Source organism: Streptomyces sp. 35G-GA-8 (genome assembly GCF_023534745.1).
In the GTDB taxonomy this organism is placed as follows: Bacteria; Actinomycetota; Actinomycetes; order Streptomycetales; family Streptomycetaceae; genus Streptomyces.
Genome location: NZ_JAMHJQ010000004.1, coordinates 188063 through 202303, shown reverse-complemented (window position 1 = coordinate 202303; position 14241 = coordinate 188063). Strand labels below are relative to the sequence as shown.

Sequence of the window (14241 nt, the reverse complement as noted above, 5' to 3'; positions counted from 1 at the left end):
GATGGCCACCGACGGTGGTCCCGGTGAACTCATGGCGGTCGCCGACACGTTCGCCGACCCGGCGCTTCTGGCAGCGGACCTCGTAGCCCACCTGGAGTGCGGCCCGACGGCATCGGCCGTCGTGGTCACTGCCCATGAGTTCGTGGCCGATGCCGTCGAAGCCGAGATCGAGTCCCTGCCGACGTCCGGCGGGACGGGCGCCGGCCTCATCGGGGCGCGGGCGGCGGTGGTCCTGGTCGACGACCTGGAGCAGGCGGTTGACGTCGTCGAGGAGTACGGACCGCAGACACTGGCGATCCACAGTGTCTACGCGGTGTCACCGGCCAATCGGGTCCGCAACGTGGGGGAGGTCTATGCCGCCTCCTTCTCGCCTGCCGGCCTTGGCAGGTACGGCTTCGGAGCGACGAGTGTGCTCGCGGCCGGTGAAGCTCGTCTTCTCTACGCGTGACGCGCTTGAGCGGATCAGTGAGTCCGTGACGACCCTCACCGACGCCGCCGGCAGCGCCCTTGCGCGGCACGCCATCAGCACTCGGTTCGCCGAGTGAAGGCGGGTCCGGGCAGGCCGCTCCGTCTGCCCGGACCCGCACGCCGTGTCCTCCCGTACGCGATCAGGTGGGCCACGGTGATATCAAGGCTGCCTACGCCGCGCAACGGGTCAACGTTCAACGCCGGCTCGGCGTCGACCAGCCGGACTTCGGGGCACTGCTGTCCGACATGGCGGTGCCCGATGGCGGGGTGATCCCGACCGGCCGGTTGCTCCAGCCGAAGATCGAGGCCGAGGCGTTCATCGCGGTCGCCGACCTGATGGGCCGGGACCACGGCTGCGACCTGTTCCCGCTCATGGACGCGGCCGACGCGGCATGGTGGGCGGCCAGGAAGACATGATCACCGACATCGCGCTCGACCTCCTGGCCCGGAGGCGGTCGTGAGCACCGGGCAGGCACCCCTGCGCATCGGCATGCGGATCCGCCCCGCGGATCGGGCGGGTCGGCGACCAGATCGGGTCCCGCACGGGCTTCTTCGGCCGGTCGGCCGGACCGCCGCCTCGTCGCGGTATGCACAACGCCCGCGTGTGGCCATATGACTCATGTCACAGATCCGGGTGCGGGATGACTATTGCATGTGCACGTCACGTGAAGAAATGATCTACCGAATTTCTCTGGTTGTTCATCATTTACGGGGGACCCGTGTCAAGGGTGGGGAAGATGTGGTGGCGCAGCGCTGCCACCGTGTTGGCGGGGGCGCTGCTCGCCCTGGGGCTCGGCGGTGGCGGGACGCCTGCCGCGGCTGCCGTCGCGTGCCCGTCGGGCATCGAGTCGGACTTCAACGGCGACGGTGTCAGGGACACGGCGATCGCCGACCCGGAGGCGACCGTCAACGGCGTCGCGAGGGCCGGCGTCGTGCATATCGTCTACGGCGGCGGCAAGGGCACCCTCGCCCTCTCGCAGGCCACCGACGGCATCCCCGGCGATCCCGAGACGGGCGACCGGTACGGCTACGCGCTGGCCGTCTACGACGCGAACCTCGACGGTTGCAGCGACCTGGTGGTCGGGGTTCCGTACGAGGACCTCGGCGCGGTCCGCGACTGCGGGCTGGTGCAGGTGATCTACGGCGCCCCGGCCGGACTGGGCGGCGGCGCCAAAGCCGTGACGGAGTTCTACCAGGGCGCCGACACGCCACTGGGCGGTGGCACGGAGACCGACGACTGGCTCGGTTACGCCGTCGCGGCCGGAAAGACCTCGGCCGGCTCGCCCTTCCTGCTGATCGGGAACCCCGGAGAGTCGCTCGGCACCACCGAGGACGCGGGCCTCTTCTTCTATGTGAGCGGCACCGCGCAGACGGTCGTCAGCATCCACCAGGACACCGACACCGGCGGTGCCGTCGCCGGAGTCGCCGAACAGGACGACCGCTTCGGCTCCTCGCTCGCCGCGACCCCGACCCACTTCGCCGTCGGCACCCCCGGGGAGGCGCTCGGCACCACGACCTTCGCGGGCGGCGTGGGCTACTTCAGCCACACGCTCACCTCCGGCTACCCGAAGCCGCTCGGCGGACTCGGCCAGGACCAGGACGCGATCGGCGGGGCGGAGGAGGTCGGCGACCAGTTCGGCGCGGCGCTCGCCATGGTTCCGTACCGGGCCGCCGGGGCCACCTCCACCACCGAGTCGCTGCTCGCCGTCGGAGTCCCGGGCGAGGACCTGACGACCACGGTCGACGCGGGCGCCGTCCAGGTCTTCCGGCTCGCCGCGAACGGCACCTACACCGAGACCGCCTGGATCGACCAGGACACGGTGGACGTGGACCAGGAGGCGGAGGCCGGCGACTTCTTCGGCCGACGGCTGGCCGCCGTCAACACCTCCCCGAACGCCACCTCCACCGGCACGACCACCCGGCTCGCGATCGGCGTGCCCGGCGAGGAGTCGTCCGAGGAGCATCAGGAGAAGGGCGGCGTCCAGATCGTCCCGCTGGTCGGCGCACCCGGCGCCTCCGACCAGTGGATCGACCCGGGGCACGGCGTCCCGTCCGGACCGGCACCGCGCATGCTCACCGGCCTCTCCCTGGGCGCCACCCCCTCGCTGCTGTACGTGGGCACGCCCTACGGCACGGCCGACGGGCAGGCGGTCTACGGATTCCCGTGGAACGTGGCCTCCGGTGGGGCGCCGACCCAGACGTTCAAGCCCGGTGAGGGCGGTATCCCGGCGACCGGTGTCGCCTTCGGAGCCACCGTTCACTGATCGCGTCCCCGCGGAGCGGGGGCGGGGGAGCGGCGACGTGCCCGCGGGCGGAGTGAGGACGGCCGTCGCGGGCCCGGCACGAACAGCCGCCGCCCGGCGCCGGTGGCGGCCCACGGGCCTGCTCCGGCGGTGGCCCGGAACGCGACACCGCCGTCGCCGCTCTCCGCTGCCCCGCGACCGCGGGACGACGACTCATCGAACGTGTGGCGCATCAACGCGGCTTTCCGGACGCGGCGTTCCGGCGAGCGGACTTCCGACACAGACATGAACCGACTGGAGAGTGGACGCGTGTCCGCAGACAGACACAGACCGATACGGCGAGGCATGCTGCTGCGTGCCGCCGCCGCGGCGGCCGTCACCGCGGTGGTGGCGGGCAGCCTGGCGGTCCTGCCGGTCGACGGCGACGGCCCGGCGCGGGCCCAGGTGCCCGTCGCCGCCGACCAGCCGATGCAGACCGAGCAGCAGGCCATGGCCGTCGCCAAGGACACCGGCAAGACGACCGAGGTCGCCGGATTGCGCACCGAGCGCAGGGAGATCTTCGCGGAGCCCGACGGCACCTTCACGGCCCGCGAGTACACCGAGCCCGTCCGTACGGTCCAGGGCGGCCAGTGGGTCGACATCGACCCGACGCTGGTGAAGCGCGCCGACGGCGACTGGCGCCCGAAGGCCGCCGCCGTCGATCTGGCCTTCTCCGCCGGGCAGCCGGACAAGCCGTTCGTCACGATGCGGCGGGCGGGCCGGGAGTTCGCCCTGACCTGGCCGTACGGCGGACTGCCCGCGCCGCGGGTCGACGGGGACACCGCCACCTACGTCGACGCGCTGCCCGGCATCGATCTGACCGTCCGGGCCGAGGCGGACGGCTTCGGCCATCTGCTGGTCGTCAAGACGCCCGAGGCGGCGGCCGACCCGAGGCTGGCCAGGCTCGACCTGGGAATGACGGCCGACGGACTGAAGGTCACGGAGGACGCCTCCGGCGCCATCGTCGCGAAGGACGCCGAGGTGGGCGGCACCGTCTTCGAGGCAGGCAAGCCCGCGATGTGGGACTCGTCCGCGGTCGAGGAGGCCGCGGCGAGGTCCCAGGGCCCGAAGGGGGTGGCGGCGGCACTGACCGCCGCGGCGGGGGCCGATCCCGCGGACACCCCCCGAGCGGCCCCCGAAGCCGCTCTCGAAGGCCCCGGCGGCGGCGGGCAGTTCGCCCCGCTGGACGTCGAAGTGACCGGGGACAGGCTGAGCCTCGTACCCGACCAGGAGTTCCTCAACGGCGCCGGCACCGTCTTCCCCGTCGTCATCGACCCGATCCAGCGCACCACCTCGCGCACCGCCTGGACCGGCGTCATGTCCGGGATGACCGGCGAGCAGGACTGGAAATACTCCGGCAGCGCGGGCGTCGGCAAATGCCCCACCGACTACAACCCGGTCTCCTGCAACGGCGTCGGCACCCGCCGGGTGCTGTTCACCATGCCTCTCTCCTTCTACAAGGGGAAGCAGATCCTGGGCGCGACCTTCTCCGCCCGGGTCGAGCACATCTACAGCGCCTCCCCGACGGCGGAGCCCATCCAGCTCTACCGGGTGGGCGGCCAGAACTACACGATCACGTCGTCCAGCAATTGGTCCAACACCACGGACGACTGGGACGACTATCTCCAGACCGTCGACAAGGCGATCTCCCCGACCTCCTGCTCCAGCCAGGCCAACCTGCACTTCGAGAGCGGTGCGACGGGCGAGCTGACCAGTGAGATCAAGACGGCCGCGGCCGGCGGCTGGAACTCGATGACGCTGGGCCTGCGGGCCGCCGACGAGTCCCGCTTCGCGGAGTGGAAGCGGATCTGCGGCAACGCGTACCTGTCGATCAAGTACAACAACCTGCCGAGGCAGATCAAGACGTCCGACATGTTCACCGACCCGGGTGGTCTGTGCGCGTGGGGCGCGGGCCGCGAGTACACCGATGTCCCGCCGAAGCTCCAGGCCATCGCGAGCGACCCGGATCACGGCAACGGCCAGACCGACAAGGTGAAGGTCGAGTTCAAGGTGGAGTGGGGCGGCACCACTCCGGGCTCGTACACGTACACCACCCCGGACTGGCTCTCCCCCACGTCCAACACCAGATTCGCCCACACCGTCAAGTCGTCGATCCCGCAGAACACCACCATCTTCTGGAGCGCGCGGGCCTACGACGGTGACGGCTGGGGCCCGTGGAGTTCGGACGGCGACCCCGCCCAGCGCTGCGAGTTCATCTACGACAAGACATGGCCCGGCAAGCCGAACGTGCTGTCCAAGCAGTACCCGTCCGACACCGTGTACCACGACGGCGTGGGCACCTACGGCACCTTCACCTTCGCGCCCAACCCGAACGACTCCATCCCGGACACCGATGTCGTCAAGTACCGGTACGCCTTCGACAGCGACGCCGCTCCGACAACCACCGTCACCCCGGCCTCGGCGGGCGGCTCCGCCTCCGTCTCGTGGATGCCGACCCGGCCCGGACGGCACTGGGTCGATGTGGTCGCCGTCGACAAGGCCGAGCACGGCAGCAGCAAGGCGCACTACGAGTTCCTGGTGAGCGAGGGCACACCGGTCGTCGCCCAGTGGAACCTCGCCGACCAGCCCGGCGACACCGAGGCCCATGACGAGAGCGACGAGTTCTCGGCGACGGCCGGCGGCGCCGTCACCTTCGGCGCGGACGGTCCGGGAGGAAAGGCCGACCGGGCGGCCCGGTTCGACGGCAGCGCCGGCGCGTACCTCAATGTCGGCGAGACCGTGCTCGACACCGCCAGGAGTTTCAGCGTCAGCGCCTGGGTACGGCCCACCGCGCTGGACAAGGACATGGCGGTCGTCAGCCAGGACGGCACCGGCGAGCCCGGCTTCACACTCGGCTACGACGCGGCGGCGGCGACCTGGAAGTTCTCCGTTCCGGTCAACGACGTGGATTCGCTCGGCGAGTGGAAGGCCGTCTCCACCGGAGTGACCGTGGTCAAGGACCAGTGGGTGCTGCTGACCGGCGTGTACGACGCGCAGAAGAGCGGCGGGCCCGAACTGCGGCTCTACCTCAACAAGGACTCGAAGGGCGTGTCCCAGCGCCGGTCCACCTGGAAGTCGTACGGACCGCTGCAGATCGGCCGCGCGACGGCCAAGAGCGGCTACCGCGACCACTTCACGGGTGACCTCGCCGAGGTCCGCGTCTTCGACCGCGTCCTGCCGGCCACCCAGGTCGCCGAGCTGATGACCGTCAAGCCGGAGCGCAAGGGCTACTGGCAGCTCGACAGCGCCACCACCGGCACCTCCGCCGAGACCGGCGGAGGCCAGGCACTGACCCTCGCCGGCAATGCCTCCATCTACCGGCCGGCCGACCCCCTGTTCGACACGGCGGCCCTGGTCGGCGACGGCAACCTGGTCCTGGACGGCGACGGCGACTACGCGTCCACCGCCGCCGCCCCGGTCACCGGCGGCACCAGCTTCACCCTGGCCGCCCGCGCCCAGCTCACCTCGCTGGACCCGGAGAAGTCGCAGACCGTGCTGTCCCTGCCGGGGGCCGGCTCCAACCGCGTCCAGGTCCGGTACCAGGCGACCACCGGCCAGTGGGAGCTGGCCGTCGCCAGGACGGACGCCGCCGCCCCGCAGGTCGTCACCTTCACCGACGACCAGGAACTGCCCGACACCGGCGGCTCCGGCCAGCACCTGGCGGTCGTCTACGACGCCTTCGCCAACTCGATCCGGCTGTATGTCGAGGGCCAGCTCGTCGCCGGCGCCTACGGCAAGGACGACACCCTCTGGTCCGCCACCGGCGGTCTCCAGGTGGGCCGTTCCCTGCGCGGAGCGAGCGAGTACTTCGCCGGTGCCATCGACGAGGTGCGTGTCTACAGCGGCGCCGCGGACGCGGTCGCGGTGCAGCAGATGGCCGCGCTGACGGCCCTGCCCGATATGTGACGCTCCGTCAATTTTCAGGTGTGCCGGGCCCGGACGGGCCCGGCACACCCCCTCCCTCTGCCCGGTTCTGTCTCTCCTACCAGGGAGTTGTCCGATGTATTTCCGTGGCCGCTCACTGAGCCGCCGCATGCCCGGACCGACCGTCGTCGCGACCGTGCTCGGGCTCACGCTCGCACTGTCCGCGTCCTCGGTCCAGGCACTGGCGCTCGATGATGATCCCCGGGGCCGCACCAGCCGCCCCGCCGTCCAGGACGACGGCGATCCCGCCGAGGGATCCCCCGCATCTGCGAAGCCCCGCCCCTCCGACCCGGCGCGCGAGGCCGCGGTCAAGGGGCTCGACCAGGCGGTATGGCCCGAACAGGGCGGCTCAGAGATGAAGCTCGGGGCCACCGGCGAGGCAGGCGGTCTGCCGGTCACGGTCGGCAGGCCCCGGGCCGCGACCGCGAAGGCCGCCGGCACGGTGCGCGTCGACGTACTCGACCCCCGGCATGCCGCGAAGCTCGGCGCCGGTGTCCTCCTCGGCGTCGAGCGCGCCGACGGCTCCGACCGGGCCGCCACGGTCCGGCTGACCGTCGACTACAGCGAGTTCGCCGAGGGCTTCGGCGGCTCGTACGCATCCCGCCTCCAGCTGGTCCAGCTCCCGGCCTGTGCCACCGTCGCCGTACCGGGCAGCGCGGCCTGCCCCGAGCGGCCCAAGGCGCTGCCCACGGTCAATGACGTGCGGACGGGCACCGTCTCCGCCGACGTCACCGCCGCCCCGGACCCCGCCGGGGGCGTCTCGACCATGGCGGGCACCACGACCTCGCTCGTGGCCGTGGCCGCGGGACCGGCGAGCGCGCAGGGCACGTACAAGGCGACCGCCCTGTCCCCGTCGGCCGGCTGGAGCGTCGCCACCTCCTCCGGCGGGTTCAACTGGAACTACCCGCTGCGCACCGTGCCGACCCCGGGCGGCCTGGCCCCCACCGTGGGCCTCGGCTACTCCTCCCAGTCGGCGGACGGCCGCACCGCGGCCACCAACAACCAGGGCTCCTGGATCGGTGAGGGCTTCTCCTACGACCCCGGATACATCGAGCGCCGCTACAAACCGTGCGCCGACGACGGCCACGACAACTCGGCCGAGCAGTGCTGGGCGTTCGACAACGCCACCATCATGCTCAACGGCACCTCCGCTGAACTGGTCAAGGACGACACCACCGGCGAGTGGCACATGTCGGCCGACGACGGCACCAAGGTCGCGAAGCTGACCGGCGCCGCCAATGGCGACGAAGGCGGCGCGGACGACAAGGGGGAGCACTGGAAGGTCACCACCCCCGACGGCACCGAGTACTACTACGGCATGAACCGGCTGCCGGGCTGGGCCTCCGGGAACGAGGAGACCAACTCCGTCTGGACCGCCCCGGTCTTCGGCGACGACTCCACCGAGCCCTGCTACGACGCCACCTTCACCAGCGCGCACTGCCGACAGGCCTGGCGCTGGAGCCTCGACTACGTCAAGGACACGCACGGCAACGTGATGTCCTACTTCTACGACCGCGAGACCAACCACTACGCGCTCAACGGGAAGACGGACGTCGAAGGCACCGCGTACCACCGCGGGGGCTACCTCAAGCGCATCGACTACGGTCAGCAGGACGGCAAGGCGTACGCGGCGAAGGCCCCGGCCCGGGTCGTCTTCAACACCGTCGAACGCTGCCTGCCGACCGCCGACTTCGACTGTGCGGAGAGCAAGCGCACCAAGGCGAACGCCGCTCACTGGCCGGACGTCCCGGTCGACCTGGAGTGCACGTCCGGCGCCAAGTGCACCTCGCCCGTGCCGACCTTCTACACCACCAAGCGGCTGGCGTCGGTCGTCACGCAGATGCGCAAGGACGCCACGGCCTACCAGGACGTGGACGCCTGGACGTTCACGCACCTGTTCACCGACAACGGCGACGACTCCAGGACACTGTGGCTGTCCAAGATCGAGAACGAGGGCCGCGCCGGTACGGCGGTCACACTGCCCTCGGTGGACCTCCTCGGTGAGCAGCTCGCCAACCGTGTGGACGCGCTCGGCGACAACATCGCGCCGTTCCACCGCTTCCGGCTGTCGACGGTGGTCAGCGAGACCGGCGCCCAGCTCGACGTCACCTACGCCCCCACCGACTGCGTCAAGTCCGCACTGCCCAGACCGGGCGAGTCCACCAAACGCTGCTACCCCGTGAAATGGGCCCCGCCGGGCTACACCGAACCGATCACGGACTGGTTCCACAAGTACGTCGTGTCGGCGATCATCGAGACCGACCGCACGGGCGGCAGCGACAGCATGGTCACCCGCTACGACTACCAGGACGACGCCGGCTGGCGCAAGGCCAAGCCGGACGGCATCAGCGACGACAAGTACCTCACCTGGGGCGGCTGGCAGGGCTACGGCAAGGTCTCGGTCACCAGCGGCACCAGCGACAAGCAGACCACCCGCGTCGACTACACGTTCCTGAAGGGCATGGACGGCGACAAGGACGCGGCGGGCAACACGCGCTCGGTGGTGGTCAAGGACTCCACGGGAGCCTCGTACACCGATGAGGAGGAGTTCACCGGCCAGCAGCTGGAGGCCGCCACCTACGACGGGGACAAGCTCGTCGGCAAGACCATCAGCACCCCGTGGAAGCACTACACCGCCACCCAGACCCGGAGCTGGGGCACCACCCGGGCGGCGATCGTACGCACCCAGACCGGCCGCGGCCTCAGCCTGAAATCCGACGGCACCTGGAGCGAGACGAAGTCCACGACCACGTACGACACCGCCAACGGCACCGGCCGGGTGCTGGCCGTCGACGACCAGGGCGACGTCTCCACCACCAAGGACGACACCTGCACCCGCACCACGTACGCGGACAACGCGGCGAAGAACATCCTGTCGCTGCCCGAGCGCACGGAGGTCGTGTCGGTCAAGTGCGCCACCACTCCCGACCGCAGGACACAGGTCCTCGCGGACGAGCGCGTCTCGTACGACGGCGGCACCTTCGGCGCGACGCCCACCAAGGGCGCCGCTACCAGGACCGAGCGGCTCACGGCCCACAACGGCACCACGGGGACCTACCAGGTCACCGGCGCCACGACCTATGACACCTACGGCCGCCCGCTGACCCAGCAGGACGCCAAGCAGTACGGCACGGCGGACCAGACGAAGACCGGCTACACCGAGACCAACGGTCTGCTGACGAGGACGACCGTCACCAACGCCCTCGGCCATGTCACCTCCACCGACTACGCCCCTGCCTGGGGCATGTCGACGGGCCAGACCGACCCGAACGGCCGGCGGACGGACCTCGCCTATGACGCGCTGGGACGGCTGACCTCCGTATGGCTGGCCGACCGGGCCTCGACCCAGACGCCGACCATCAAGTACTCCTACACCGTCCGCAAGGACAAGGTCACCTCGATCAAGACCGAGAAGATCGAGAACGACGGCTCCTACGGCGCCGAGTACCAGCTCTACGACAGCATGCTGCGGCCCCGTCAGATACAGACCGAGGGCCCGGACGGCACCCACATGGCCGCCGACACCTGGTACGACGGCACGGGCAACGTCAGAAAGACCAACGCGACCTACAACGCGGCCGGTGCCGCCTCGGACGAGCTGCTGCCGGTGCGCAACGGCGAGGTCGGCCGGCAGAGCCTGTTCGAGTACGACGGCCTGGGCCGCACCACCGCCCAGATCTTCGCGGTCGGCGGCGCCGAGCAGTGGCGCACCACCACGGCCTACGACGGCGAGGTCACCCGGGTCGACCCGCCGGCCGGCGGCGTGCCCACCACGACGATCAACGACGCCCAGGGCAATGTGTCCGAGATCCGTCACCACCGCGGCGCCTCGCCCGACGCGGGCGTGCCGTACGACGCGACGAAGTACACCTACAACACGGCCGGCCTGCTGGAGACGGTCACCGACGCCAAGAACAACGTATGGCGTTACGAATACGATCAGTTGGGCCGCAAGAAGCTCAGCGTCGACCCCGACGCGGGAACCTCGCGCACGGAGTACGACGAACTGGACCGGCCGGTCGTCTCGTACGACGGCCGCAACAAGAAGATCACGACCAGCTACGACAAGCTCGGCCGCGTGGCGTCGACCTGGCGGGGCGATGCCACGACGGGCATCAAGCTGACCGAGACCAGGTACGACAAGGCGGGCTGGCTGGGGCAGGCCTACGGCTTCCTCAGCTATGTCTCGCCGACGGAGTACTTCGCGACCGCCGTCCAGTCGATGGACGAGTTCTACCGTCCGCTGCAGACGGCATACCAGGTCCCCGCGTCCCAGGGGAAGCTCGCCGGCACCTACGTCTACAGCTCCACGTACAACCGGGACGGAACCCTCCAGAGCAGCGGCATGCCCGCACTCGGCGGCCTGCCGGCGGAGGCGGTGACCTACACCTACGACGCGTTGCAGCGCCCGAAGACGATGAAGGGCAGCACCACCTACGTCACCGACACCGTCTACTCCAAGAACAGCCTGGTCAAGCAGCTGGAGCTGTCCACCGGCAGCGGCAAGAAGGTCTGGCAGACGTTCGACTACGAGACGGGCACCGACCGGCTGACCCGCTCGGTGGTGGACGTCTACGGCGCGACCGCCCCGGCCAAGGAGTCGAACTACTCCTACGACCAGGCGGGCAACGTCCTGTCCATCGCGGACACCGCCAACTCCGCCTCGCCGGACGTGCAGTGCTTCGCCTACGACAGCCGGCAGCGACTCCAGGACGCCTGGACCCCCGCGGCCACAGCGGCGACCGCGGCGGGCACCGGCACGCGCGGCTCCATCGCGCCGGTGGACGGCACCGGACCCTCGGCATGCGCCTCCGCTGCCGGGTCGGGCGCGCTCGGCGGGCCCGCCCCGTACTGGAAGTCGTACGAGACCGACGCCATCGGCAACCGCCTCGGCGACGTCGAGCACGACACGGGGCTGAACGCGGCGAAGAACATCACCCGCGGCTACGAGTACGGCGGCGCGGGCGCCCTCGGTGACGGACCGCACCAGGTCACCAAGGTCACCGAGAAGACCCCGACCGGGGACCGGCAGTCGGCGTACGAGTACGACGACGCGGGGGCCTCCACCAAGCGCACGATCGGCGGCGACGCCCAGGTCCTCGAATGGGACGACACCGGTGCGGTCAGCAAGGTCACCGAGGCGGACGGTTCGGAGACGAGCTATCTGTACGACGCGGCCGGCAACCGGGTACAGCGCAAGGATCCCTCCGGGACGACCGTCTATCTGCCCGGCACCGAACTGAAGCTGTCGGCCGACGGCACGAAGACGGAGGCCACCCGCTACTACGAATACGCCGGCCAGAGCGTCGCGGTCCGTACCGCCGCGAAGCTCTCCTTCATCGCCGCCGACCACCACGGCACGGGCGAGGTGGCGATCGACTCCGCCACCGGGGCGATCGCGCAGCGGCGCTATGACCCGTTCGGTATCGAGCGTGGCGAGAAGACCGGCACCTGGCCGGGGGAGAAGGGCTATGTCGGCGGCACGATCGACGCCTCGACCGGCCTGACCCATCTGGGCGCGCGGGAGTACGACGCGACCATCGGCAAGTTCATCTCGGCCGACCCGGTCATCGACTACACCCAGCCGCAGCAGATCAACGGCTACGCCTATGCCAACAACTCCCCGGTCACCCACGCCGACCCCAGCGGAATGATCGTCCCGGAGTGCATGGAGGGCCTGATCGAGTGCCGTGGCGGCATACCCGTCACGACCACCGACCCGCAGGTCTCGAAGGCTCAGTCGGACGCCAGCAAGGCGTCCAGCGATCTGGCGGGGGCGCAGCAGCAGCAGTCGGCCGCCAAGCAGCGCATCAAGACCGCGGGCAAGGCCCTGGTCAAGATCGCCCGGGACATCCTCGGTGTGGACGCGGCGCTGGACTGTATCTCCAGCGGTGACGTCGGCTCGTGCGGTGAGACCCTGCTCAATATCGCGGGCAGCTTCGCGGGCGGCCTGGCGGGCAAGATCCTCGCCAAGTACGGGGCCCCGTGGAAGTGGGCCAAGGGCGTCAAGCTCGCCAAGCGGGTCACCGGTCTGATCGGTGACCTGATCGGGGGCGTCAAGGGCCTGTGGAAGGCCGGCGAGGCGGTGGGCAAGGCGAAAGCCGGGCTCACCAAGGCCGCCGCGAAGCTGGCGGACGTCAGGAAGAAGGCCGCGGCGGCGCTCAAGAAGAGAGCGAAGCCCGAGTGCCACAGCTTCCTGCCGGGGACGAAGGTCCTGCTGGCGGACGGCACGACCAAGCCGATCGAGAAGGTTGCCCTCGGCGACAAGGTCGCCACGACGGACGCCGAGACCGGCCGGACGGTGGTCCGCGAGGTCGCGGGCACCATCGTCACGGAGGACGACAAGCACTTCTCCGACCTCACGGTGAAGACCGCCTCGGGCGCCGCGCAGGCCCTGGTCGCCACGACCACGCACCCGTTCTGGGTGGAGTCCGCACAGGCATGGATCAAGGCCGGCGACCTCGAAGCCGGAATGACGCTGCGTACGCCGACGGGCGACCCGGTCCAGGTGACGGCCAACCGTCACTTCGACAAGCGCCAGCGCACCCATGACCTGACGATCAGCGGGATCCACGCGTACTACGTGCTGGCCGGCACCACCCCGCTGCTGGTGCACAACTGCGACGGCACGGCGACCGTCACCTGGGACGACGACGCCGGACACGCCACGGTCAAGGTGCAGTTGGACGACGGGCGGCCCCCGCTGGAGACGGAGCAGGTGATCGACGCCCCGCCGGGCCTGGATGACTACACTGGTTACGACACGTCGGCCCAGGTGGTCACGGAGAAGGCGGGGCCGAACACCAAGCAGCTCACGTTCCGGCTCCCCAACGCCCGAGGGGCCATCAAGGCACAGCTCAAATCCCTCAACGCGAATCTCGGCCCGTACTCCAGGAGCGAGAACAGTTGTGTCACCTACTGCATCGGCATTCTGCGAGAGGGCGGAATCGACATGCCCACGGGCAGGGCCGGTTCGGCGATGCTCGCCCGCATGGCGAGGGAGATGGAGAACTGATGCTGGACGGCGAAGAGCACTGGAACAGGGTGCTGGCCGACATTCTGCTGAGCCGCAAGATCGGCACGATCCACGTGAAGCTCGTGGGTGATCTGATCTCGGTCACCGCTCAGCTGGACATGGCCGCCATACGCAGCCGCCGACCGGCCCTCGCGCTGGACGAGATCATCGAGTACGACGAGAAGATCGGTCCGCTGGAGGAGGCGTACCAGGAGGCCTGGCAGGCGGTGCAGGCCGCGCCTGACAGGGAACGGCGTTGGCCCGAGCTGCGGAAACTCGAGGCCGCGCTGACGGCCGCGGTCGAGGGCATCGCAGACTTCGCCCGCCGGCAGGGCGTCGAGGTGGAGCTGTACCGCTTCGGCGAACCCGGGGCGTAGCACCACGGGGCCCGGTTGATCTCTCAACCGGGCCCCGTTCCTTGTGTGTCCGCGCCTGGGGCCGCGCGTTGACAGACTCCCGGACCGGCGGCTGTAATGGTCCGCGTGTCGCGTGGTACTGGCCGAAGAGAAGTGGGCGGGCCGGTCGCCATGGAGGCACCTTCACCGAGGGACG

General features: G+C 70.2%; 5 protein-coding genes and 1 pseudogene. All 6 read left to right on the top strand.

The features are described 5' to 3' along the window. The first annotated feature begins 1 nt into the window (after position 1). The 6 genes and pseudogenes from M1203_RS10125 (at position 2) to M1203_RS10095 (ending at position 14066) form a co-directional block, all read left to right on the top strand. Positions 2-448: a histidinol dehydrogenase gene (locus M1203_RS10125; protein WP_249949241.1), complete on the top strand. Its 447-nt coding sequence runs from the start codon at positions 2-4 to the stop codon at positions 446-448. A gap of 329 nt (positions 449-777) precedes the next feature. Beyond that, positions 778-929, top strand: a pseudogene (locus tag M1203_RS10115) (hypothetical protein); the annotation flags it as partial. Between the two features lie 276 nt (positions 930-1205). Beyond that, a complete protein-coding gene (locus tag M1203_RS10110) occupies positions 1206-2732 on the top strand; it encodes a VCBS repeat-containing protein (RefSeq protein ID WP_249949240.1) in 1527 nt (508 codons plus the stop codon). A gap of 288 nt (positions 2733-3020) precedes the next feature. Next, positions 3021-6656 (top strand): LamG domain-containing protein, encoded by a 3636-nt coding sequence (locus M1203_RS39015; protein WP_249949239.1) that lies wholly within the window; start codon positions 3021-3023, stop codon positions 6654-6656. A 127-nt stretch (positions 6657-6783) separates the two neighbouring features. Beyond that, positions 6784-13689 (top strand): RHS repeat-associated core domain-containing protein, encoded by a 6906-nt coding sequence (locus tag M1203_RS10100; protein ID WP_249949238.1) that lies wholly within the window; start codon positions 6784-6786, stop codon positions 13687-13689. Then, positions 13689-14066 carry a hypothetical protein gene (locus M1203_RS10095; protein ID WP_249949237.1) on the top strand — a complete coding sequence of 126 codons (378 nt, stop codon included), beginning with the start codon at positions 13689-13691 and terminating at the stop codon, positions 14064-14066. Before M1203_RS10100 ends, M1203_RS10095 begins: the two co-directional genes overlap by 1 nt. Positions 14067-14241 lie beyond the last annotated feature (175 nt).

What these genes read in the sequence shown, in the direction of transcription:
- M1203_RS10125 (WP_249949241.1), top strand. Translation starts at nt 2, where the DNA reads ATGGCCACCGACGGTGGTCCCGGTGAACTCATGGCGGTCGCCGACACG.
- M1203_RS10110 (WP_249949240.1), top strand. Translation starts at nt 1,206, where the DNA reads ATGTGGTGGCGCAGCGCTGCCACCGTGTTGGCGGGGGCGCTGCTCGCC.
- M1203_RS10100 (WP_249949238.1), top strand. Translation starts at nt 6,784, where the DNA reads ATGCCCGGACCGACCGTCGTCGCGACCGTGCTCGGGCTCACGCTCGCA.
- M1203_RS10095 (WP_249949237.1), top strand. Translation starts at nt 13,689, where the DNA reads ATGCTGGACGGCGAAGAGCACTGGAACAGGGTGCTGGCCGACATTCTG.